General features: G+C 30.7%; 38 protein-coding genes and 1 tRNA gene. 35 read left to right on the forward strand and 4 right to left on the reverse strand.

The features are described 5' to 3' along the window. The first annotated feature begins 55 nt into the window (after positions 1-55). Positions 56-131 (forward strand) — tRNA-His (locus EMELA_RS00620). Positions 132-315: 184 nt separating this feature from the next. Here the strand turns inward: EMELA_RS00620 and EMELA_RS04655 are convergent. Then, positions 316-465 carry a hypothetical protein gene (locus EMELA_RS04655; protein WP_169733529.1) on the reverse strand — a complete coding sequence of 50 codons (150 nt, stop codon included), beginning with the start codon at positions 463-465 and terminating at the stop codon, positions 316-318. Between the two features lie 73 nt (positions 466-538). Here EMELA_RS04655 and rpiB point away from each other — a divergent pair, with 73 nt between their 5' ends. The 15 genes from rpiB to EMELA_RS04410 all read left to right on the forward strand — a co-directional run bounded on the left by rpiB (position 539) and on the right by EMELA_RS04410 (position 10987). Further along, positions 539-979 (forward strand): ribose 5-phosphate isomerase B, encoded by a 441-nt coding sequence (gene rpiB / locus EMELA_RS00630; RefSeq protein WP_028124021.1) that lies wholly within the window; start codon positions 539-541, stop codon positions 977-979. After that, entirely contained in the window at positions 963-2213 is a 1251-nt protein-coding gene (locus EMELA_RS00635) for a serine hydroxymethyltransferase (RefSeq protein ID WP_028124022.1), read from the forward strand. The genes rpiB and EMELA_RS00635 overlap by 17 nt, the downstream gene beginning before the upstream one ends. Before the next feature lie 44 nt (positions 2214-2257). After that, a complete protein-coding gene (upp, locus tag EMELA_RS00640; protein ID WP_028124023.1) occupies positions 2258-2881 on the forward strand; it encodes a uracil phosphoribosyltransferase in 624 nt (207 codons plus the stop codon). A 124-nt stretch (positions 2882-3005) separates the two neighbouring features. Further along, the gene (locus EMELA_RS00645; protein WP_051584589.1) at positions 3006-3401 is read left to right on the forward strand and encodes an MG406 family protein; all 396 of its coding nucleotides are present in this window, start codon (positions 3006-3008) and stop codon (positions 3399-3401) included. Between the two features lie 29 nt (positions 3402-3430). Beyond that, a complete protein-coding gene (locus EMELA_RS00650) occupies positions 3431-4261 on the forward strand; it encodes a F0F1 ATP synthase subunit A (protein ID WP_051584591.1) in 831 nt (276 codons plus the stop codon). 44 nt (positions 4262-4305) lie between these two features. Then, entirely contained in the window at positions 4306-4620 is a 315-nt protein-coding gene (atpE, locus tag EMELA_RS00655; RefSeq protein ID WP_028124024.1) for an ATP synthase F0 subunit C, read from the forward strand. Positions 4621-4650: 30 nt separating this feature from the next. After that, positions 4651-5184 (forward strand): F0F1 ATP synthase subunit B, encoded by a 534-nt coding sequence (gene atpF / locus EMELA_RS00660; RefSeq protein WP_028124025.1) that lies wholly within the window; start codon positions 4651-4653, stop codon positions 5182-5184. Positions 5185-5186: 2 nt separating this feature from the next. Beyond that, positions 5187-5738, forward strand: coding sequence for a F0F1 ATP synthase subunit delta (locus EMELA_RS00665; RefSeq protein ID WP_028124026.1), 552 nt, complete (start codon positions 5187-5189; stop codon positions 5736-5738). Positions 5739-5750: 12 nt separating this feature from the next. Continuing rightward, positions 5751-7328, forward strand: a complete 1578-nt coding sequence (gene atpA, locus EMELA_RS00670; RefSeq protein ID WP_028124027.1) for a F0F1 ATP synthase subunit alpha — start codon at positions 5751-5753, stop codon at positions 7326-7328. After that, on the forward strand, positions 7328-8176 hold the full coding sequence (gene atpG, locus EMELA_RS00675) for an ATP synthase F1 subunit gamma (protein ID WP_028124028.1): 849 nt from the start codon (positions 7328-7330) through the stop codon (positions 8174-8176). The genes atpA and atpG overlap by 1 nt, the downstream gene beginning before the upstream one ends. Before the next feature lie 9 nt (positions 8177-8185). Then, complete coding sequence (atpD, locus tag EMELA_RS00680; protein ID WP_028124029.1) at positions 8186-9622, forward strand: F0F1 ATP synthase subunit beta; 1437 nt, start codon at positions 8186-8188, stop codon at positions 9620-9622. Between the two features lie 9 nt (positions 9623-9631). After that, the gene (locus tag EMELA_RS00685) at positions 9632-9931 is read left to right on the forward strand and encodes an ATP synthase F1 subunit epsilon (RefSeq protein ID WP_028124030.1); all 300 of its coding nucleotides are present in this window, start codon (positions 9632-9634) and stop codon (positions 9929-9931) included. Between the two features lie 88 nt (positions 9932-10019). After that, entirely contained in the window at positions 10020-10427 is a 408-nt protein-coding gene (locus EMELA_RS00690) for an organic hydroperoxide resistance protein (RefSeq protein ID WP_028124031.1), read from the forward strand. Between the two features lie 65 nt (positions 10428-10492). Next, entirely contained in the window at positions 10493-10675 is a 183-nt protein-coding gene (locus EMELA_RS00695) for a hypothetical protein (RefSeq protein WP_028124032.1), read from the forward strand. A gap of 165 nt (positions 10676-10840) precedes the next feature. Beyond that, positions 10841-10987, forward strand: coding sequence for a hypothetical protein (locus tag EMELA_RS04410; RefSeq protein ID WP_156932103.1), 147 nt, complete (start codon positions 10841-10843; stop codon positions 10985-10987). 179 nt (positions 10988-11166) lie between these two features. On the opposite strand, the gene EMELA_RS04665 is transcribed toward EMELA_RS04410, so the two are convergent. The 3 genes from EMELA_RS04665 to EMELA_RS04675 form a co-directional block, all read right to left on the reverse strand. After that, positions 11167-11364, reverse strand: a complete 198-nt coding sequence (locus tag EMELA_RS04665; protein WP_028124033.1) for a hypothetical protein — start codon at positions 11362-11364, stop codon at positions 11167-11169. A 247-nt stretch (positions 11365-11611) separates the two neighbouring features. Then, positions 11612-11779 carry a hypothetical protein gene (locus EMELA_RS04670; RefSeq protein ID WP_198407622.1) on the reverse strand — a complete coding sequence of 56 codons (168 nt, stop codon included), beginning with the start codon at positions 11777-11779 and terminating at the stop codon, positions 11612-11614. Positions 11780-11829: 50 nt separating this feature from the next. Continuing rightward, positions 11830-12204, reverse strand: coding sequence for a hypothetical protein (locus EMELA_RS04675; protein WP_028124035.1), 375 nt, complete (start codon positions 12202-12204; stop codon positions 11830-11832). A gap of 223 nt (positions 12205-12427) precedes the next feature. Between EMELA_RS04675 and EMELA_RS00705 the strand changes: the two genes are divergently transcribed. The 19 genes from EMELA_RS00705 (at position 12428) to rplF (ending at position 22887) form a co-directional block, all read left to right on the forward strand. Next, the gene (locus EMELA_RS00705; RefSeq protein WP_028124036.1) at positions 12428-14113 is read left to right on the forward strand and encodes a phospho-sugar mutase; all 1686 of its coding nucleotides are present in this window, start codon (positions 12428-12430) and stop codon (positions 14111-14113) included. 8 nt (positions 14114-14121) lie between these two features. Beyond that, positions 14122-14784, forward strand: coding sequence for a deoxyribose-phosphate aldolase (gene deoC / locus EMELA_RS00710; protein WP_028124037.1), 663 nt, complete (start codon positions 14122-14124; stop codon positions 14782-14784). Positions 14785-15005: 221 nt separating this feature from the next. Further along, on the forward strand, positions 15006-15314 hold the full coding sequence (rpsJ, locus tag EMELA_RS00715) for a 30S ribosomal protein S10 (protein ID WP_027875738.1): 309 nt from the start codon (positions 15006-15008) through the stop codon (positions 15312-15314). 63 nt (positions 15315-15377) lie between these two features. Beyond that, entirely contained in the window at positions 15378-16109 is a 732-nt protein-coding gene (gene rplC / locus EMELA_RS00720; RefSeq protein ID WP_028124038.1) for a 50S ribosomal protein L3, read from the forward strand. 13 nt (positions 16110-16122) lie between these two features. Further along, positions 16123-16749, forward strand: coding sequence for a 50S ribosomal protein L4 (gene rplD, locus EMELA_RS00725; RefSeq protein WP_028124039.1), 627 nt, complete (start codon positions 16123-16125; stop codon positions 16747-16749). Further along, positions 16749-17033 (forward strand): 50S ribosomal protein L23, encoded by a 285-nt coding sequence (gene rplW, locus EMELA_RS00730; protein ID WP_028124040.1) that lies wholly within the window; start codon positions 16749-16751, stop codon positions 17031-17033. Before rplD ends, rplW begins: the two co-directional genes overlap by 1 nt. A gap of 66 nt (positions 17034-17099) precedes the next feature. Next, the gene (gene rplB / locus EMELA_RS00735; RefSeq protein WP_028124041.1) at positions 17100-17945 is read left to right on the forward strand and encodes a 50S ribosomal protein L2; all 846 of its coding nucleotides are present in this window, start codon (positions 17100-17102) and stop codon (positions 17943-17945) included. Positions 17946-17962: 17 nt separating this feature from the next. Beyond that, entirely contained in the window at positions 17963-18226 is a 264-nt protein-coding gene (gene rpsS, locus EMELA_RS00740; protein WP_011183024.1) for a 30S ribosomal protein S19, read from the forward strand. 18 nt (positions 18227-18244) lie between these two features. Next, the gene (gene rplV / locus EMELA_RS00745) at positions 18245-18583 is read left to right on the forward strand and encodes a 50S ribosomal protein L22 (RefSeq protein ID WP_028124042.1); all 339 of its coding nucleotides are present in this window, start codon (positions 18245-18247) and stop codon (positions 18581-18583) included. An 18-nt stretch (positions 18584-18601) separates the two neighbouring features. After that, positions 18602-19327: a 30S ribosomal protein S3 gene (gene rpsC / locus EMELA_RS00750; protein ID WP_028124043.1), complete on the forward strand. Its 726-nt coding sequence runs from the start codon at positions 18602-18604 to the stop codon at positions 19325-19327. Beyond that, complete coding sequence (gene rplP / locus EMELA_RS00755; protein WP_028124044.1) at positions 19327-19740, forward strand: 50S ribosomal protein L16; 414 nt, start codon at positions 19327-19329, stop codon at positions 19738-19740. Before rpsC ends, rplP begins: the two co-directional genes overlap by 1 nt. Continuing rightward, the gene (gene rpmC / locus EMELA_RS00760; protein WP_028124045.1) at positions 19740-20159 is read left to right on the forward strand and encodes a 50S ribosomal protein L29; all 420 of its coding nucleotides are present in this window, start codon (positions 19740-19742) and stop codon (positions 20157-20159) included. The genes rplP and rpmC overlap by 1 nt, the downstream gene beginning before the upstream one ends. Then, positions 20156-20416 carry a 30S ribosomal protein S17 gene (rpsQ, locus tag EMELA_RS00765; RefSeq protein ID WP_028124046.1) on the forward strand — a complete coding sequence of 87 codons (261 nt, stop codon included), beginning with the start codon at positions 20156-20158 and terminating at the stop codon, positions 20414-20416. Before rpmC ends, rpsQ begins: the two co-directional genes overlap by 4 nt. A gap of 13 nt (positions 20417-20429) precedes the next feature. Then, positions 20430-20798 (forward strand): 50S ribosomal protein L14, encoded by a 369-nt coding sequence (gene rplN, locus EMELA_RS00770; protein ID WP_028124047.1) that lies wholly within the window; start codon positions 20430-20432, stop codon positions 20796-20798. Positions 20799-20812: 14 nt separating this feature from the next. Next, positions 20813-21142: a 50S ribosomal protein L24 gene (gene rplX / locus EMELA_RS00775; protein ID WP_028124048.1), complete on the forward strand. Its 330-nt coding sequence runs from the start codon at positions 20813-20815 to the stop codon at positions 21140-21142. A gap of 17 nt (positions 21143-21159) precedes the next feature. Beyond that, on the forward strand, positions 21160-21702 hold the full coding sequence (gene rplE / locus EMELA_RS00780; RefSeq protein WP_028124049.1) for a 50S ribosomal protein L5: 543 nt from the start codon (positions 21160-21162) through the stop codon (positions 21700-21702). Positions 21703-21720: 18 nt separating this feature from the next. Continuing rightward, on the forward strand, positions 21721-21906 hold the full coding sequence (locus EMELA_RS00785) for a type Z 30S ribosomal protein S14 (protein WP_028124050.1): 186 nt from the start codon (positions 21721-21723) through the stop codon (positions 21904-21906). Positions 21907-21935: 29 nt separating this feature from the next. Then, positions 21936-22325: a 30S ribosomal protein S8 gene (rpsH, locus tag EMELA_RS00790; RefSeq protein WP_028124051.1), complete on the forward strand. Its 390-nt coding sequence runs from the start codon at positions 21936-21938 to the stop codon at positions 22323-22325. A gap of 19 nt (positions 22326-22344) precedes the next feature. Next, positions 22345-22887 carry a 50S ribosomal protein L6 gene (gene rplF / locus EMELA_RS00795; protein WP_028124052.1) on the forward strand — a complete coding sequence of 181 codons (543 nt, stop codon included), beginning with the start codon at positions 22345-22347 and terminating at the stop codon, positions 22885-22887. Positions 22888-22899 lie beyond the last annotated feature (12 nt).

A 22899-nucleotide genomic window follows, 5' to 3' on the forward strand; every position in this document is an offset into this window, starting at 1 on the left:
TTTTCAATTGACAAAGCAAACTAATTTTAAGATAATAAAAACGTTATCTTTTATGGCGCCGGTGGTGAAGTGGTTAACACATCAGGTTGTGGCTCTGACATTCGCGGGTTCAATTCCCGTTCGGCGCCCCATTAAGTAAAAAAACAAGCAGGTAGCAATACCTGCTTTTAATTTATCCCGTATAATCTGACAAGCAGAACATAAACATTTGCATAGCCTTTTTGATGATAAGTCTTTGCTGTTAATCTACTTCTTCAACCATAATTACAAACAATAATTAATTTTTCATTTTTATCTGGAAAGAAAGTATCAGCTTTATGGATAACTTGTGATATGGGAATTATAAGAACCAGCGTAACTTAATCCTGTCATTTTATCTTCGCTAGGATTACGAACATCAATTACTTTATAACTTTCATCTACTAATTTGTAAAATGTATCTTTATTTATTTCGCAATTATTCATATTAAAATCTTTTTTATATAAATATTATCTCAGTTATAAGTTAAAATAATTAAAAGAATAATGTGGAGGGTTTATGAAAAGAATATATATCGGAAATGATCATACAGCAATTGAAATGAAGAATGCTATTAAAAAACATTTAATTGAAAATGGTTATGAAGTTGTTGATGTAGGTAATAATGATGGAAATTCATGTAACTATGCAAATATTGGTATTACTTTAGCAGAAGCAGTTGTTGCTGATAAGGATAGTAAAGGAATTGCATTGTGTGGAACAGGAATTGGAATAAGCATTGCAGCTAACAAAGTTCAAGGAGCTAGAGCTGGATTAGTTTATGAAGTTCAAACAGCTGAATTAACAAGACAACATAATAATGCAAACATTTTAGCAACAGGAGCAAGATTAATTGCAGTTGATAAAGCAATTTTATTAGTTGACACTTTCTTAAATACAGAATTTGAAGGTGGAAGACATCATGAAAGAGTAGGAACATTAGATGAGTACAATAAATAAAAATATCTTAGAATCACTAAGAAAAGAATTAAAAAGACAACAAGAACATATTGAATTAATAGCAAGTGAAAATTATGTTAGTGACGCAGTTTTACAATTATCAGGAAGTATATTAACTAATAAATATGCTGAAGGATACCCAGATAAAAGATATTATGGTGGATGTGAATTTGTTGATCAAATTGAAAAACAAGGAATTGAGTTAGCTAAAAAAATCTTTAATGCAGAACATGCTAACTTACAACCACACTCAGGTAGTCAAGCAAACGAAGCTGTTTATCGTGCACTATTAAAAAATGGCGATAAAATTGTTTCAATGAGTTTAGATGCTGGTGGTCACTTAACACATGGATATCCTATTAATTTTTCAGGAAACAATTATGATTTTAAATTTTATGGAGTAAACAAAGAAACAGAAGAAATTGATTTTGATGAAGTAAGAAAAGTTGTTTTAGAACATCAACCAAAATTGATTGTGGCTGGAGCAAGTGCTTACTCAAGAATTATTGACTTTAAAAAATTTAAAGAAATTGCTGACGAAGTTGGAGCATTATTAATGGTTGATATGGCTCACATCGCTGGTTTAGTTGCTGGTGGAGTTCATCCTAATCCAATGGAATATGCTGATGTAGTTACAACAACAACACATAAAACATTAAGAGGAGCAAGAGGAGGAATGATTTTATCAAAAGCTGAAATTGGTAAAAAAATTGATTCTGCTGTATTCCCAGGTACACAAGGTGGACCATTAGAAAATCAAATCGCTGGTAAAGTACAAGCATTATATGAAGCTGATACTTCAGAATTCAAAGCTTATGCAAAACAAGTAGTTGAAAATTCAAAAGCCTTTGCAGCAGCCCTTGCAGATAATGGAATGCGTTTAATTGCAAACGGTTCAGACAATCACTTAATTAATTTAGATGTTAAAAACACGTTAAATGTAACAGGTAAAGATGCAGAAAAAATTCTTGAAAGCATTGGAATTGTTTCAAACAAAAATATGATTCCATTTGACACTGAAAAACCATTTGTAACAAGTGGTATTAGAGTTGGAACAGCTGCAATGACAACGCGTGGATTCAAAGAAAAAGAATTTATTGAAGTTGCAAGAATTATTGCTAGTGCTTTAAAAGATCAATCACAAAGTAATTTAGATAAGCTTGCAAAAGAAGTAGCAAGTTTATGTAAGTCATTCCCAATTTATGAGCATTTATCAGAACATTTATCATATTAATGCTTTATAATATTAATAATTTGTACAAATAGGGGGAAATAAATATGACATTTACAGAATTAAAACATCCGCTAATAATTGATAAATTATCAAGAATGCGTAAAAAGGAAACATCATCAAAAGATTTTAGAGAGAACCTTAATGAAATTGCTCAATTAATGGTTTATGAAATTTTTAGAGATTTAGAATTAGAACCAATTGAAATTGAAACACCAATGACAAAAACAACAGGTTATACAATTGATAAACCAATTGTGTTAGTTCCAATTTTAAGAGCAGGAATAGGAATGCTTGATGGAATTCAAAAATTAATTCCAACAGCAAAAGTTGCTCACGTTGGTTTATATAGAGATGAAGAAACTTTAGAGATTCACCAATACTTTGCAAAGAAAACAGAAGACATCGATAAGAGTTATATAATTATTGTTGATCCAATGCTTGCAACAGGTGGAAGTGCAATCAAAGCAATTGATATTGTTAAAAGTTGAGGGGTTAAAAATATTAAGTTTGTTTGTTTAGTAGCAGTTGAACCAGGAATTTCAAATGTATTAAAGAAACATCCAGATGTAGAAATATATGCAGCTTCAAAAGATGAGAAGCTTTCTGATAAAGGTTATATAGTTCCAGGTCTTGGAGATGCTGGAGATAGAATATTTGGTACAAAATAAAATAGAAATTTTCTTTCAAAAAAACTCCCATAATTGGAGTTTTTTTACTTTTCATGATTTGGTTTCATTTTTTTCATATAGGAGTAGAATATTATAGAACGTAGTAGACGAGGTGACTACTTATATGGAATTAAAAAGTATTTATAAAAACTGAGTCAAAAGTTCAACATGATTTATTATAATAACAATGATTTTTTTAACGGGAATAACAATCTTGTTGTTGTTTGCGTTAAAAATTATTAATTATAATTGACTAACAGGTTGAATTTTAGGTTTTACTTCATTTTTAGTTGGTATTTTTATTAGCAAAAAGTCAGTTAAGCTTTTGCTGGAGAATGAAAATCACTTTTTATTTTACTTTTTCTTTTTATTAAGATTAGGCATTTACGCTGCTCCGTTATTTATTGCTTTTTTTAATAACAACGTTATTTTTGATTACAAAGGTGTGTTAATTGGTCTTAGCCCAATTCTACTATTACTATTTACTAACCAAAAGATCTTGAATATAACAAGTTATTAAAAATTTAAGGAGGGTTCAAATTGGACAATATGCTTGAAGGAGTATGAAAATTTACTAGTCAATTTAGTGCAATTATCATAACCACAATTATTATTTGTGCTATTTGTATTACTTATAACATTAAAGTGAGAGGACAAGAAGAAGACAAAGAACTATCAGGGTTAATTGTTATTGTTGATATGTTTATTTTATCAGTTGAAAACTTAGTTGTTTCAATTATGGGAAAAAACTATCGTAAATTAACTCCATACTTCTTATACATTTGCTTGTATATTGTAGTTGGTTCACTGGTATCATTACTTGGTTTTGAATCACCATCTTCTTCATATACAATTACTTTATCAATGGCTTTCGTTACTTTTGTGATGATTTATTACTTTGCGTTTAAGTATCAAAAATGAGCTTATTTAAAAAAATATATAAACCCAATTGAAATATTCACACAATTTACACCATTGTTATCTATGTCATTCCGTCTATTTGGAAACTTATTAGGGGGATCAATTATTTTAGGATTAGTGTACGCAATGTTCATTGGATTCCAAAGTAGTTGAGCACATGGAACAATTAGTTTTGGTGACGAAGGAATGCACTGACCAAGCTTTGGTATTTGAAATGCCGCTGCTTTAGGTGGAGATGCTTGAAAGATGCAGTATACATACTGATGATCAGGGGTTAACATTTTCACAAGTGTGATAACACCATTCTTACATATGTACTTTGATATGTTTGACGCTGTTATTCAGGCTGTTGTATTTACAATGTTATCACTTTCATACTGAGCAGAAGGTATGGGAGAAGAACAAGAGTTAACTCATAAAGATGAGGAAAAAATAGTTCAAAAAAAACTCATAAATTAAAAAAAATAGAATTACAAAAATAAAATAAAAGGAGATTATTATATATGTTATTTACAGATTACATGGCAAATTTTTTAGTAGGATACTTTAGTGTATTATCAAGTATTTTACCTTTATTAGCAGAAACTACAACAACAGGAGATGGTCTTAAATTATTAGGAGCCGGAGTTGCTATTGTTGGGGTTGCTGGAGCAGGAATCGGACAAGGAGCTGTAGGACAAGGTGCATGTATGGCAATTGGAAGAAACCCAGAAATGGCACCAAAAATTACTTCAACTATGATTATTGCAGCAGGGATTGCAGAATCAGGTGCTATTTATGCATTAGTTGTTGCTATCTTATTAATTTTCGTAGCTTAAGAAATAAAAGAAGAAAGAAGGGTGTTTTAAATGACAATTTTCGCAGAAACACAAACAGCTGGAGTTCCAGAAATCATAACATCTTTATTTCCTAACTTCCCAAATTTTATTGCGCACTTTATAGCTACAATTGTTTTAGTAGTAATACTATGAAAATTGATGTATAAACCATTTAGAAAAACTATTAAAGATAGAAGAAATAAAATAAATGAATTATTAAGCGAAGTTGTGCAAAAACAAACAGAAGCAAATATTGGTGTTAAAAAAGCCGAAGCATTATTGCAAGACGCTAAAACTGAATCTTCATTAATTATTCAAACTTCAAAAGTTGATGCTGATATTCAAAAAACTCACATCATCACTGAAGCACACAAATACGCTGATATTATTAAGAATCAAGCAGAAAAAGATATCGCTCAAGAAAGATCAAGAGTTGAAGCAGAAATCAAAAAAACAATAGTAAATGTTGCATTTGATGCTGCTGAACAAATATTACAAAAAGAAATTAATAAAACAAAAAACAAACAAATTGTTGATGAGTTTATTGAAAACCTAGATAAATAATTATGGTTTTAAAAGACAACGTTATTGATAATTGAGCGAATGCTTTAACAAAAATTGCTGTAAAAGAAAACAAAGTCAAAAAAATGCTTGAACAATCACACGTGCTTATTGAAGCACTTAAAAATAAAAATGAATTTGTTGACATTCTTACTTTTAAAGCAGCACATGATGAAGAAAAAAGAATAAAAATTATTGATGATACTTTTGGGCAATTTAAAATTGATCAGGATATCATGAATGCATTTAAAATATTAGTGCATATGCAAGCATTTGTTAATGCAAGAGATATTTTAAAAAGATTAAGAGGAAAACTTGTTGAATTAGACAATATGACTTATGGAGTTATTTGATCAACTGAAGAAATTTCAGCTGCTCAAATTAAAGAAATTGAAGAAAAAATTTCTAAGAAAATTAATAAAGAGGTTAAATTAATAAATAAAATTGACCCTAAATTAATTGCAGGTATTCAAGTAGTTGTTCATAACAAAGTTTATGATGGCTCAGTAAGAAGTAAACTTGATGAAATGAAATATCAAGTAATGAAAGAAAAATAGGAGGTTTAATATATGGCATTAAATATTAAAGAAATCTCTGAAGTAATTGAAAAACAAATTAAGAACTATGGTAAAGATATTATCGAAGCAGAGCAAGGTAGTGTAGTTACTATTGGGGATGGTGTTTCTTTAATTTATGGATTAGACAAAGCTTTAATGGGTGAATTATTAATTTTCCCTAACGATGTTTATGGTATGGTTTTAAGTCTTGAAGAAGGAGCAGTTGGTGCTGTTATTCTTGGGGATTACAAACTTATCAAAGAAGGTGACACTGTTAAACGTACTGGTAAAGTTGTTGAAACACCTGTTGGTGATGCAATGGTTGGTAGAGTTGTTAACGCATTAGGTCAAGCAATTGACAATAATGGACCAATCAAAACTAAAAAATCTAAACCAGTTGAAAGAATCGCAACTGGAGTTATGGCACGTAAATCAGTTAGTCAACCTTTAGAAACAGGAATTTTAGGAATTGATGCATCTATTCCAATTGGTAAAGGTCAACGTGAGTTAGTTATTGGTGACCGTCAAACTGGTAAAACAGCTGTTGCAATTGATACAATCATTAACCAAAAAGGTAAAAATGTTAAATGTATCTATGTATCAATCGGACAAAAAGATTCAACAATTGCCCAAGTTGTTGAAAAACTTAAAAAATTTGGTGCAATGGAATATACTACTGTTGTTAACGCAGGAGCTAGTGATCCAGCACCATTACAATACTTAGCACCTTATACTGGTGTTACTATTGGGGAAGAATGAATGGAAAATGGAGAAGACGTTTTAATTGTTTATGATGACTTATCAAAACATGCGGTAGCTTACCGTGAAATGTCTCTATTATTAAGAAGACCACCAGGTCGTGAAGCTTACCCTGGGGATGTATTCTACTTACACTCACGTTTATTAGAAAGAGCAGCAAGAGTTAATGAAAAATTTGGTGGTGGTTCAATTACTGCTTTACCAATCATTGAAACTCAAGCAAGTGATATTTCAGCATATATTCCAACAAATGTTATTTCAATTACTGATGGACAAATTTTCTTATCAAGTGATTTATTTATGGCAGGTATTAGACCAGCTATTAATATTGGTCCTTCTGTTTCAAGAGTTGGTTCTTCAGCACAAATTAAAGCTGTTAAACAAGTTTCAGGAACATTGAAATTAGAATTAGCACAATACTATGAATTAGAAGCCTTTGCAAAATTTGGTTCAGATTTAGATGAATCAACAAAAGCAACTTTAGATCATGGTGCAAGAATTATTCAAATGTTAGTTCAACGTCAATATTCACCATTAAGTCAAATTGATCAAGCGATTATTTTATTTGCAATTAAATCTCACTTAATTAAATGAATTCCTTTAGAAAACATTAGAGATTTTAAATCAGAAATAATTACATGCTTCAACAATGAAAAAGAAGCCAAAAAATTAAAAGCAGAATTAACTAAATTACAAGAATGAAATGCAGATCTTGAAAATGGAATTCAAAAAGAAATTGAAAAATTAGTTGTAAAATTCACTTCTTCTTTAAAAAACTACAACTCAGCTTTATTTGGGGATGTAAAAGAATTTAAAAAAATAGGTAACTAATGGCAAATTTAAGTAATTTAAAAACAGAAATTTTAAATACAAGAGATATTGGTAAAATTACAAATGCGATGCAATTAGTTGCAAGTGCAAAATTACGTCGTATTGGTAAAAAAGTTACTGAGACTCAAGAATACGTATTTGAAGTTTACTCAATTTTTAATGAAATAATTAAACATTCAAGTGAATCAATTTATTTAAAAAATTCTACTAATGATATTAAAAAAACTTTATGAGTTGTTGTTAACTCAAATTTAGGTTTATGTGGTGGTTATAACACTAACGTTAATAAATTAGTAATAAGTAATTTCAAAAAAGAAGATCAAATATATGCTATTGGATCAAAAGCTGTTTCAGCTTACAATAGTAAAAAATTAAAAATTAAAAATGAATGTGCTAGTGTTGATATTGATTTCACACTAGAACAAGCAAAACAAATTGGAAACGAATTGTTAAGTTATTATTCAAGTGGAGAGTTTGATGAAATTCAAATTGTTTACACTAAGTTTATTAATAACGTAACATTTGAACCAACAATCTTAAGAGTATTTCCAATTATTAAAGATGATACTCAAGAAATAACTTCAAGCAGCTACTATAGTTTTGAACCAAGTGCTGAAGAAGTTTTAAATAACGCTGTTACATTGTATTTAAGTACTATTATTTTTGGAACAATTGTTGAATCACAAGTTAGTGAACAAGCAAGCCGAAGATTAGCGATGGAAAATGCAACAAACAACGGAAAAGAATTAGAATATAATTTAAGTATTAAATACAATCGTGAAAGACAAGCATCAATTACACAAGAAATATCAGAAATTGTTTCTGGTGCTAATGCTTTAATGGAATAGGAGAAAAATATGGCAGCAAAAAAAACAACAAGTAAAAAAATTGTTAATGAAGCAACTGGTTTTGTGTTTCAAATTTTAGGACCAGTTGTTGATGTTAAATTTAGCGAAGATAATATTCCTATGATCTATGATGCTTTAGTTGTAGATAACAATGGAGTTGAATTAGTTTTAGAAGTTGAACAACACATGGGTGATGAAGTTGTTAGAACAATTGCGATGGGACCAACTGAAGGATTATCAAAAGGTTTACCAGTTACTAACACAAATGCTCCAATACAAGCACCAGTTGGTGAAGATGTATTAGGACGTATGTTTAATGTTACAGGGCATGCAATTGATGAAAAACCTGAATTTACTGGTAAAAGAATGCCTATCCACCGTGATGCACCAGCTTATGAAGAATTAATTACAAACGCTGAAATCTTGGAAACAGGAATTAAAGTTATTGACTTAATGATACCTTTTGCAAAAGGGGGAAAAATTGGATTATTTGGTGGAGCCGGAGTTGGTAAAACTGTTTTAATTCAAGAGTTAATTAATAATATTGCTAAAGCTCATAGCGGGGTTTCAGTATTCGCTGGGGTTGGTGAAAGAACTCGTGAAGGGAATGACCTTTACCACGAATTCATCGAAGCTGGGGTTTTAGATAAAACAAGTTTAGTATTCGGACAAATGAATGAACCACCAGGAGCACGTATGCGTGTTGCCTTAACTGGTTTAACAATTGCTGAACACTTTAGAGATGAAAAAAACATGGACGTGTTATTATTCATTGATAATATTTTCAGATTTACACAAGCAGGTAGTGAAGTTAGTGCCTTATTAGGACGTATGCCTTCAGCTGTTGGATACCAACCAACTTTATCAACAGAAATGGGAGCATTACAAGAACGTATTACTTCTACTAATAAAGGATCAATTACATCAGTTCAAGCTGTTTATGTGCCAGCTGATGACTTAACTGACCCTGCACCTGCAACAACATTTACTCACTTGGATGCAAAAATTGTTCTTGACCGTTCAATTGCAAGTTTAGGAATCTATCCTGCAGTTGACCCATTATCATCTTCATCAAGAATGTTAGATCCAGAAATTATTGGAGAAGAACACTACAATGTTGCATTAGGTGTTCAAGGAACTTTACAAAAATACCAAGACTTACAATCAATCATTGCGATCTTGGGGATGGATGAACTAAGTGCTGAAGATAAATTAGTCGTACAAAGAGCTCGTAAAATAAGAAACTTCTTATCACAGTCATTCTTTGTAGGGGAAAAATTCACAGGTCGTCCTGGACAATATGTTAAAGTATCTGACACTGTAAGATCATTTAAAATGATTTTAGATGGTGAAATGGATGACATCCCAGAAATCTTGTTCTTATACAAAGGAACAGCTGAAGATGTTATTCAAGCATATAATGAATCAAAAAAAAGTAAAAAGTAGGTGAATGTAATGGCAATTAATTTAATAATTACAACTCCTAATGGGAAGTTCATTGATAATAAACAAGTTGATATTATCAATTTAAAAACTATTGATGGAGATATTGGAGTATTAGGAAATATGTCACCTTTGGTTACAGCTTTAAAAATTGGTAATATGAATTTTAAAGCTAATAACGAAACTCATTGAATTCACTTACATAGAGGCCTAGCAATAATTAACGCAATAGAATGTAAGATCATTACAGAAAGATTATATTTGGTTGATCAGAGTGGTACTAAACTACCTACACCAGATAAATTAAATTAAATATAAAAAGCTTTACTTGATGTGGTAAAGCTTTTATTTTGCTATTTTAGTTATTAAGCATATAATTAAAACATATAAAGGAGTTACTATGATTAAGATTTATGAAGCTGAAATAAAAAACATTGGAGGAAGAACTGGGGAAGTTTTTTCACCTGATAAAAAATTTAATTTAAAAGTTTCTTCACCAACTTTAAAAGTTGAAGGAACAACTAATCCAGAACAATTGTTTGCTGCTGGATATAGTGCATGTTTTAATGGAGCGTTACAAGCAGTGATGCATAAAAATAAAACAGTCTTTCAAACAGCTGTAACAGCAAAAGTTGCTTTACATAATAATGGAGATTTAAACTTTAATATTTCTGTTGATTTAGCAGTTGAAATTTTAGGAGCGGATAAAGAAATTGCTGAACAATTAATTCACGAGGCAGATTTAGTTTGTCCGTATTCAAAAGCTTTAAGAAACAATGTTAAAGTTAATGTGCATTTGAAAAAATAAATTTGAATTATAAAAGTGAGTAAAAATGTTTTGCTTACTTTTTTATTAGAAAAAGAAATATTGTAATGAAAAAAGAAACAAAAAAGATCTTAAAAAATGCATTAGTTCTAAGAAAGAAAAATGATTATATTGAATCTAATAATCTATTAAAAGATTTAGTTACACTTGAAGATACTGCAAATATAAATTATCAACTTGCTTGAAGCTATGATCTTATTGATAAAGAAAAAGAAGCGGTATTTCACTAGTTAAGAGCAATTAATTTAGGTCTTAATAAAAATGATCAAGTTGATGCTTATATTTGATTAGGCAGCTCATATCGAATTTTAGGTCAGTATTAAGCAGCAAAAGAAACGTTTGAACAAGCTTTATTTATTTTTCCATCAAGTTTAGTACTACATTATTTTTATGCGATGACACTTTATAATTTAAAAGAAGATGCTTTATCATTTGAAATTCTAACAAAATTAATCTTAACTAAAACTGCTAAAAAAGAATTATTAAAATATGAAAAGGCAGTTAAACATTATTCAATTAATTTAGATATGGTTATTCATTAAAATAAAAAAATAGTAAAAGCGATGAAACACTGATTTACTATTTTTTTTATCTAATAATTTTAATAATATTTTTTGAATCAACTTTTGTTTTATAAATGTTAAAACTACTTTTTGCTTTTTTAATTGATTCATCATTGAATTCATGATTAGTATAAAGAGTTAAAACAACATGACCATTTTTAACTTCTTCACCATTTTTTATTTAAATAAATTCCAGCAGAGAAATCGATTAAATCTTCTTTTGTTTTTCTACCAGACGGAAGATCCATTGATAAATATCCAATTGTTTCTACATCTTGTGAAGAAATGTAACCATCTGACTCAGCTTTTATTTCAATTACGTTTTTAGTTGTAAAGTTTTTACCATAATTTTTCAATTAAACTAAAGTCCCCATTTTGTGCTTCAACAAATTCTTTTAAATAATGTGCACATTCACCAGTTTCCAATTTTTTATAACAATCTTTTATTGCATCATTTAAATTGTTAAAGATGCCTAAATCAATTAAAGTTAAACCAGCAGCTGTACAAAAAACTTCTTTTAAATCTTCAGGTTTTTTATTGTTAAGCGTATCTCATGCTTCTTTTACTTCAATAGCATTTTCAATTGCTTTTCCTAAAGGTTTTTACATATCAGTTAAAAGAATTGAAACTTTTCTACCATAATCATGTCTAATTTCTATCATTTGATTTGCTAATTGCTCAGCGGTATTGGTATCTTTCATAAATGCACCAGCTCCAACTTTAACGTCTAATACTAAACTGTCACTTTCAATCACTAATTTTTTACTCATAATTGAAGCAGCAATCAAAGGAATTAAATCAACTGTTCTAGTAAGATCTCTTAATGCATATAATTTTTATCAACTGAGACAATATCATTTGATTGCCCTGTAATACTAATTCCAACCTTATTAACTGTATTAATAAATTGTTCCTTAGTTAATTCACTTGTTCAACCTTTACATGATTCAAGTTTATCAATAGTTCCACCAGTAACTTCAAGAGCTCTCCCTGATAGTTTACAAACTTTAACTCCATAACTAGCTACAAGTGGAGAATAAACTAAACTTGTTTTATCACCATCTCCACCAGTTCAATGTTTATCAGCTTTTAAACCTTTAACTTCACTAACATCATAAACATATCCAGATTCTAGATAAGCCTGAGTTAATGCTAATCTTTCAGCTTTAGTCAATCCATTAAAATAAATGGCCATCGCAAATGCAGCATTTGATAATCCTTAACATTGTTGTTTGCATAGCTTTTAATTAAGCATTTTATTTCTTCACTAGTCAATTCGATAGAATGTTTTTTTTAAATTATTTCGTTAAAACTAAAATTCATAAGTCACTTTTTTGTATTGAGTAAAAAATATTTAACACAATAGCCTTTCCACTATATTATAATAGAAGTATCATATAAATATGTAAGGAGAGCAAATGGTTTTTAACAAAAATAACAAAGTTTATTTAGAATGATTTAATAATAACAAGTTAGATGAGGAAATGAAAAATCTTTTACAGAATGCTAATGATGAAGAATTACACGCAGCATTTGAAGATATTGAATTAGAATTTGGTACAGCTGGAATTAGAGGAGTCTTAGGTGCAGGACCTGGACGCTTTAACATTTACACTATTAAAAAAGTAACAATTGCTTTTGCAGAATTATTAAAACAAAATTATGCAAATAGATTAAATGATGGAGTTGTTATTGGACATGACAACAGACATAACTCAAAAGCTTTCGCACAAGTTGTTGCAGAAGTATTATCTAGTTTTGGAATTAAAGCATATTTATTTAAAGACAATGAGATGATGCCAACACCAGTTGTTTCATATTCAACTAAAGCATTAAACTGTATTGGAGGAATTGTGATAACAGCATCGCATAACCCATCAGAATATAATGGTTATAAAATATATGATTCATATGGATCTCAGTTACAAGATGAACAAACAGCTATCATTGCTAATAGAATGGATCAAATTACTGATATTTTAAATTGAGAATGTAAAACAGATAAAACTTTAATTAAAGTTGTTGATCAAAGTGTTATTGATAGTTATGTTCAAATGATTAAAAACCTAGAATTTTATATAGGTGAAGAAAAATCTAAAAAAGCTTTAAAGATTATTTTTAGTGCAGTAAATGGAACTGGTAGCAAATTTACTCCTAGAATTTTACGTGAATCAGGATATGATGTTATTGAAGTTGAAGAACATGCATTTGAAGATGAAACATTTAAAAATGTAGTTAATCCAAATCCTGAGTTTGATTCTGCTTGAAAAATTCCACTTGAATATGGTGTTAAACATAATGCAGATATTATTATTATGAATGATCCAGATGCTGATCGATTTGGTATGGCAATTAAACATCACAGAGAATTCATACGATTAGATGGGAACCAAACTGGATCTATTTTAATTGATTGAAAATTAGCTAACTTAAAACGTTTAAATAAATTGCCAAAAAACCCAGCTTTATATTCAAGCTTTGTAACAAGTGATTTAGGTGATCGTATTGCTCATGAAAAATATGGAGTTAAAATTGTTAAAACATTAACTGGTTTTAAATGAATGGGTAGAGAAATTGCTAAAGAAGTCGATAACAGATTAAACTTTGTTTTTGCTTATGAAGAAAGTTATGGATATGTTATTGATGACTCTGCTAGAGATAAAGATGGAATTCAAGCTTCTATTTTAATTGCAGAAGCGGCATGATTCTATAAAAAACAAAATAAAACATTAGTTGACTATCTAGAAGACTTATTTAAAGAAATGGGTGCTTATTACACATTTACTTTAAACTTAAACTTTAAACCTGAAGAAAAGAAATTAAAAATTGAACCATTGATGAAATCATTAAGAGCAACTCCTTTAACTGAGATAGCAGGACTTAAAGTAATTAAAGTAGAAGATTATATTGATGGAATGTATAACATGCCAGGTCAAGATTTACTAAAATTTTATTTAGAAGATAAATCATGATTTGCTGTGCGTCCAAGTGGAACAGAACCAAAATTAAAAATTTATTTTATTGGAGTTGGTGAAACTGTAGAAGCAGCACAAGCTAAAGTTAATAAAATACTTGAAGAGTTAAAAATTAAAATGAACATATAAGAGAAGTTATGGAATTAAATAAATATATCGATTATACATTATTAAAACAAGATGCTACAAAAGCCGAAATTAAACAATTATGTAAAGAAGCAATTGAATTTGATTTTGCAACAGTTTGTGTTAATTCATGTTGAACAAGTTATTGTAAAGAGTTATTAAAAGGTACAAATGTTGGAATTACTAATGTTGTAGGATTCCCATTAGGTGCGTGTACAACTGCTACAAAATCATTTGAAGTTCAAGAAGCAATTAAAGACGGTGCAAATGAAATTGACATGGTTGTAAATATTGGTGCTTTAAAAGATAAGAACTATGAATTAGTACTTGAAGATATGAAAGCAGTTAAAAAAGCAGCAGGTAAACATGTTGTTAAATGTATTATGGAAAACTGTTTATTAACAAAAGAAGAAATCATTAAGTCTTGTGAACTAGCTGTTGAAGCTAGATTAGAATTTGTTAAAACATCAACAGGATTTTCAAAATCAGGAGCTACATTTGAAGATGTTAAATTAATGAAATCAGTTGTTAAAGATAACGCATTAGTTAAAGCAGCAGGTGGAGTTAGAACATTTGAAGATGCTCAAAAAATGATTGAAGCAGGTGCTGATCGCTTAGGAACAAGCGGTGGTGTAGCCATTATTAAAGGTGAAAAAAACAATGCAAGTTACTAAACTTGTGTTTTTTATTATTTATGAAAATTATGTAAATACACTTGTTTTTTAATTAAAAATGTTTAGTTCATGTAGCTTTTATTATTAAAGAATGACTTTTAATTGATTTTATAAGGCTCTTAGAATATAATATTTTAGCATGTGTATTTTGTGTGCTCATTTACAACACACCAGTAGGGGTTGTTGATGAATGAAAAAAAATATTAAAAATGGAGGTTACAATGGCAGAACAAAAAATGAGAATAAAATTAAAAGGCTATGATCACGCAATCATTGATCAAAGCATTTCAAAAATTATTGAAGCTGCTGAAGGAACTGGGGCAAAGGTTAGAGGACCAATCCCATTACCAACAGATAAACAAGTTATTACCATCTTAAGAGCTGTTCACAAGTACAAAGACTCACGTGAACAATTCGAAATGAGAACACACAAAAGATTATTAGAGATTTTAAATCCAACACCAACAACAATGGACGTATTAAAAAGAGTTCAATTACCAAGTGGTGTAGACATCGAAATCAAGTTATAAAAAATTAAACACAAAAATTAAAGTAACGAAATATACATGATTATCAATTAGGAGGATAAAAAGATGAAAGGAATCTTAGGACGTAAGGTTGAAATGACTCAAGTTTTTACAGCTAACGGGAAATTAGTACCAGTTACTGTAGTTGAAGTTCAACCAAACACTATCTTACAAGTTAAAACTCTTGACACAAATGGTTACGTTGCTACTCAATTAGGAGTATTCGACAAAAGAGAAAATTTAGTAAACAAACCTGAATTAGGACAATTCAAAAAAGCTAACTCAGTTCCTAAGCGCTTCGTAAAAGAGATCAGAAACATGGAAGGGTTTGAAGTTGGATCAACAATTTCAGCATCAGACATTTTCGAAACTGGTCAATACGTTGACGTTACAGGAATTTCAAAAGGAAAAGGATTTGCAGGAGCAATTAAAAGACATAATTACTCAACTGGACCAATGGCTCACGGGTCAGGATACCACCGTGGTATAGGTTCAATGGGAGCTATTATCAACCGTATCTTCAAATCTAAAAAAATGGCAGGTCACATGGGACATGTTAAACGTACAGTTCAAAACTTAGAGGTTATTGCAATCGATAACAACGTCATGTTAGTTAAAGGTTCAATTCCAGGACCAAACAAAGGATTTGTAACAATCAAAGCCAATGTTAAAGGTTTAGAAAACGCACAAGCAGCAGAATTATTAGTAAGAAACGCACCAGTAGCTACTGAAACACCAGTTGTTGAAGAAACAGTTGAAGCTCCAGTAGTTGAAGAAGCAGTTTCTACAGAAGAGTAATAAGGAGACAAATATGGAATTAAAAGTATTAAACGTCCAAGGACAAGAAGTTAAAACAATTTCATTAAATGATAGTGTTTGAAATGTGACACCACATCAACAAGCTATCTATGACACTGTTGTTGCTCAACAAGCTGCTTTAAGACAAGGAACTAAAAAAACTAAAACTCGTGCAGAAGTACGTGGTGGAGGTAAAAAACCTTGAAGACAAAAAGGAACTGGACGTGCACGTCAAGGATCAATTAGAGCACCACACTGAAGAGGTGGAGGGGTTACTTTTGGTCCAACACCTGATATTAACTACAAAAAATCAGTAAACAAAAAAGTAAGAGCATTAGCATTTAAATCAGCATTATCACTTAAAGCTAGTGAACAAAATCTTGTAATCGTTGATAAATTCGATTTCGCAAAAGCATCAACAAAAGAAATGGTAAGCGTAATGAAAAATTTACAAATTGATGATCAAAAAACATTAATCATTACTAAACAAAACGAAGAATTAGTAATTAAATCTTCAAATAACATTAAAGGGGTAAAAACTTTACCATCAATTAAATTAAACTTATTTGATATTTTAAACGCTACTAAATTAGTTATGACAGAAGAAGCTGCAATGGCTGTTGAGGGGGTATACGCATAATGCATTTAACAGAAGTAATTAAAAAACCTGTGTTAACTGAAAAATCATTTTTAGGTCACGCAAATGGTGTATATACTTTCTTAGTTGACAGAAAAGCTAATAAAGTTCAAATTAAAAAAACATTCGAAGAAATCTTTGAAGTTAAAGTTGAATCAGTAAGAACAATGAACTACGACGGAAAAGAAAAAAGAATGGGAAGATTTGTTGGAAAAACAAATAACTACAAAAAAGCAATCATCACTTTAAAAGATGGTGAATCATTAGATATCTTAAGTGATTTATAGAAAAAACCTAGCCCATAGGCGAAACTATTATAAATCAAATTAAATAAAGCTATAGAAAGGGATATTATGGCAATTAAAAAATATAAACCTACGACAAATGGCCGTAGAAATATGACTACTATTGATTACAAGGCTACTTTAACAACAAGTACTCCTGAAAAATCATTATTAGCTGCTAAAAACGCTAAAGCTGGACGTAACAACCGTGGTTTAATTACTACTCGTCACAAAGGTGGAGGTCACAAACAAAAATACAGAATTATTGACTTTAAACGTAACAAAAGAGATGTTATTGGAACAATCGCTACAATCGAGTACGATCCAAACAGAAATGCATTTATTTGTTTAGTTAATTACTTAGATGGAGAAAAACGTTACATCTTATTTGCAAAAGGAATGACAGTTGGAATGAAAATTGTTGCTTCAGAAAATGCAGATATTAAAGTTGGAAATGCAGCTCCATTAAAAAACATTCCTGAAGGGACATTAATTCACAACGTTGAATTAAAACCTGGAAAAGGTGGACAAATGGCTAGAAGTGCTGGAACATCAGTACAAATCTTAGGGAAAGATGATGACGGTAAGTATATAACTTTACGTTTAACATCTGGAGAAGTTAGAAAAGTTCTAGCTGATTGTTACGCAACAATTGGTGAAGTTGGAAACGAAGAATACAACTTAATTAATTGAGGAAAAGCTGGACGTAACCGTTGAAGAGGTATTCGTCCAACAGTTCGTGGTTCAGTTATGAACCCTAACGATCACCCACATGGAGGAGGGGAAGGACGTACTCCAATCGGACGTAAAAACCCAGTTACTCCATGAGGTAAAACAGCTCTTGGTGTTAAAACAAGAAACAGTAAGAAATCATCAGAAAAACTTATTGTAAGAAAGCGTAATGCTAAGAAATAGGGAGGAGAATAGAAGACATGGCAAGATCATTAAAAAAAGGACCATTTGTAGACGAAAACTTATTTAAAAAAGCTGAAGTTGCAAAAGATGGAGAAGTTATAAAAACTTGATCACGTAGATCAACTATTTTCCCTGAATTCATCGGTAAAACTTTCGGAGTATACAATGGTAAAGAATTTATTCCCGTGTATGTAACAGAAGATATGGTTGGGCACAAATTAGGAGAATTTGCCCCAACTCGTAAATTCGGTGGACACGGAGACGACAAAGGTAAAAAATAGAAGAGGTAGGATCACAATATGGAAGCAAAAGCTTATTTAAATATGATTCGTATCTCTCCTAGAAAAGTTAGATTAGTAGCAGATACAATCAGAAACAAACCAGTTGCAGCCGCAATTGCAACACTATACAACTTAGATAAAAGATCAGCTGAGCCAGTATTAAAATTATTAAACTCAGCAATCGCAAACGCAGTTAACAACAATGGAATGGACGCAGATAAATTATTTGTAAAAACAATCTTTGTTAACGAAGGACCAACTTTAAAACGTTTTAGACCAAGAGCTCATGGTAGAGCATATGAAATTTTAAAAAGAACATCACACGTAACTATTATTGTTAGTGATGAAAGAAAATAGGGAGGACGAGAAGAATATATGGGACAAAAAGTATCACCTAATGTTTTACGTTTAGGAATCGTTAGAGACTGAGAAGACACATGATATGCTGAAAAAGATCAATACGTTAAATGATTAGATCAAGATATCAAAATCCGTGAAGGAGTTCTTAAATTATTAAAAGATGCAGCTGTATCAAAAATTAAAATTGAAAGAACAAACTCAAACATTACTTTAATCATTAGAACTGCTCGTCCAGCTATTGTGCTTGGTCAAGAAGGTAAAAACGTTTCAAATATCGCAACAACAGTTCAAAAAATTGCTAAAGATAGAAACTTAAAAGTTGAAGTTAAAGTAATTGAAGTAAAAAACCCTGATGCAGATGCAACATTAGTTGCAAGATGAATCGGAGAACAAATTACAAACCGTGCTTCATTTAGAACAGTTCAAAAATTAGCTATTAGAAAAGCTTTAAAAGCAGGGGTTAAAGGAATCAAAACTTCTGTAAGTGGACGTTTAGGTGGAGTTGAAATGGCTCGTACAGAAGGGTACATCGAAGGATCAGTGCCTCTATCTACATTAAGAGCTGACATTGATTATGCTTTATATGAAGCTCCAACTACATATGGACAAATCGGTGTTAAAGTTTGAATCAATCATGGTGAAATAATCGGAGGTCAAAGCCAACGAGTATCAGAAAAAGCACCAATGAATAATGACAGAAGATTCAACAACAAAAACAACAACAGAGGAGGACGTAAATAATGTTATTACCAAAAAGAACAAAATATCGTAAACCTCATAAAGTTAGTTTTAAAGGAAAAGCAAAAGGAGCTAAAACAATCAACTTTGGTGAATATGGATTAATGTCTTTAGATGGAGCATGAATCGATAACCGTCAAATTGAGGCAGCTCGTATTGCAATGACACGTTACATGAAACGTGATGGAAAAGTTTGAATGAGAATTTTCCCACACATTTCAATGTCAAAAAAACCTGCTGAAGTTCGTATGGGATCTGGAAAAGGTAACCCAGAAAAATGAGTAGCAGTTGTAAAAGAAAGAACAGTTATGTTTGAAATTGCTGGAGTTAGTGAAGAAACTGCAAGAGAAGCTTTACGTTTAGCAATGCACAAATTACCAGTTCGTTGCAAATTCGTTAAAAGAGGTGAAGAATAATGGCAGATAAATTAATGGAAGAAATTAAAGCGCTTTCAGTAGAACAATTATTAGAAAGAAACGAAGCTAAAAAAGCTGAGTTATTCGCTTTAAAATTTCAAGCAGCTGTTGGAAGTTTAGAACAAACACACCGTATTAAAAAAATTAAAAAAGAAATTGCAAGAATTCAATTAGTTATAGCTGAAAAAGCTAAAGCTGGTGAAGAAGTAAATAAAACTGTTAAAACAAACTATAACCAAGCTGTAACTGAAGCTGAAAAAGCTGGAAAAGAAGTTAGAGCAAAACAACGTAAAATGATCGAAGAATTACAAGTTCAATATGAAAACAACGGAGCAGGTAATGATGACGCTATTGCAGAAGCTATGGCTAATGCAGTAGTTGAAGAACAAAATGATGTAAACGAAGGAGAAACTAAATAATGGAAAGAAATAGTAGAAGAATACTAGTTGGTAGAGTTGTATCTGACAAAATGGATAAAACAATTACTGTACTAGTTGAAACTTATAAAAACCACCCAATCTACAAAAAACGTGTTAAGTATTCTAAAAAATATAAGGCACACTACGAACAACAAGTTGCTAAAATAGGGGACAAAGTTCAAATTATGGAAACACGTCCTTTATCAAAAACTAAAAACTTCAGATTAGTAAAAGTAGTAGAAAAAGCTGTTTTATAGGAGATAAGAAGATATGATTCAAACATTATCAAAATTAAAAGTAGCAGATAACTCAGGTGCTAAAGAAGTTCGTGTTATTCGTAATTTAGGTGGATCAGTTAGAAAGTTTACAGGAATTGGAGACATCATCGTTTGTTCAGTTCAATCAACAACTCCAGGAGGAGCTGTTAAAAAAGGTCAAGTTGTTAAAGCTGTTATTGTTAGAACTACTAGAGAATTAAAAAGAGAAGATGGAACATATATTCGTTTCTCAGAAAATGCTGTAGTAATTATTAAAGAAGATAAATCTCCACGTGGAACTCGTATTTTCGGTCCAATTGCACGTGAGATTAAAGAAGCTGGATTTGCAAAAATTGCATCTTTAGCTCCAGAAGTATTATAAGGAGGAACCAGAGAATGAGCAAATCAAAAATCTTAGTAGGTGACGTGGTTAAAGTTATCGCTGGTTCACACAAAGGTGAATTAGGACCAATCACTTGAATTTCAAAAGACAAAAAATGAGTTTCAGTTCAAGGAATTAACTCTTTAAAACATGTTAAACCTTCACAAACTGATTCAGAAGGTGGAATTAAAGAAGTTTCATCAAAAATTAATTTATCAAACGTAGCATTACAAGATCCTAAAAATAAAGATGGTATTTCAAAAGTTGGATACCAAATTGAAGATGGTAAAAAAATTAGAGTTGCTAAAAAATCTAATTCACCATTAAAAAAGGCAAGTAAATAAGAAAGGGACAAGAAGAAATGAAATCAAGATTAGAAACTAGATACAATGAACAAATTGCTCCTGAATTATTTAAAGAATTAGGATATAAATCAGTGATGCAAGTTCCAAAACTTACAAAAATCGTTATTAATATGGGAGTTGGAGATGCTACAACAGATCCAAAAAAATTAGATGCAGCAGTTGTTGAATTAGAACAATTAACTGGTCAAAAACCATTAGTAACAAAAGCAAAAAAATCATTAGCTGTATTTAAATTAAGAGAAGGAATGCCAATTGGTACAAAAGTAACTTTAAGAGGGAAAAAGATGTATGACTTCTTAGACCGTCTAACAAACGTTGCATTACCACGTGTGCGTGACTTTAGAGGAGTTCCAAAAACTTCATTCGATGGATTTGGAAACTTCACATTGGGAGTTAAAGAACAAATTATCTTCCCAGAAATTGATTATGATAAAGTTCAAAAATTACGCGGAATGGATATCACAATTGTAACTACTGCAAAAACAAACGAGGAAGCATACAAATTATTAGAAAAATTTGGAATGCCTTTCGCTAAATAATAAAGGGGATTAGAATAAATGGCTAAAAAATCATTAAAAGTTAAACAAGCTAAACACCAAAAGTTTGGCGTAAGAAATTACACAAGATGTAATAACTGTGGTAGACCACATGCTGTGCTTAAAAAATTCGGAATTTGCCGTCTATGCTTTAGAAAATATGCATACGAAGGACAAATTCCTGGGGTTAGAAAAGCTTCTTGATAATAGGAAATAGAAAGAAAAGGAAATAAAGAATGACAACAGACGTAATCGCAGATATGTTAACTAGAATCCGTAATGCAAACCAAAGAATGTTAAAAACTGTTAACATTCCTTCATCAAAAATGAAATTGGAAATTGCTAACATCTTAAAAGAAGAAGGATTCATTTCAAGCTTCACTGTTGAAGGTGAAGTTAAAAAAATTATTACTATTGAATTAAAATATCAAGGAAAACAAAGAGTAATCTCAGGACTTAAAAAGATTTCTAAACCAGGTCTAAGAGTTTATGCACCAGCAAATGAAATCCCACAAGTATTAAACGGTTTAGGTATTGCAATAGTTTCAACATCACAAGGAATCATGACAGGAAAAAAAGCACGTCTATCAAATATTGGTGGAGAAGTATTGGCTTTTGTCTGATAATAGGAGGTAGAGGTAAAATATGTCACGTATAGGAAACAGAATTTTAATTATCCCTGCAGGTGTTGAAATTAGTGTTGCAGCAGACAACACAGTTACAGTAAAAGGGTCAAAGGGAACTTTAACTCAAAAATTCGCGGAAGTTATCACAATCAAAGTTGATGGAGCAAATCTTTCAACAACTAGAGCTAATGAAATTAAACATACAAAACAATTACACGGAACAACAAACTCTTTATTACAAGGAATGTTAACTGGTGTAAGTGAAGGGTTCAAAAAAACTCTTGATATTAACGGGGTTGGATATAGAGCAGCATTAGCTGGAAGTAAATTAAATCTTTCACTAGGTTACTCACACCCAGTTGAATATGCAATTCCACAAGGAATTACATTAGAATGTCCAAAACCAATTCAAATCATTATTTCAGGTATTGATAAACAAGTTGTAGGACAAGTTGCAGCAGAAATTAGATCATACAGAAAACCAGAACCATATAAAGGTAAAGGAATTAAGTACTCAGATGAAATCATTATTAGAAAAGAAGGGAAAGCAGCTGGTAAATAATATCAGAGCTTA

Source organism: Mesoplasma melaleucae (genome assembly GCF_002804105.1).
GTDB classification, from domain to species: domain Bacteria; phylum Bacillota_I; class Bacilli_A; order Mycoplasmatales; family Mycoplasmataceae; genus Mesoplasma; species Mesoplasma melaleucae.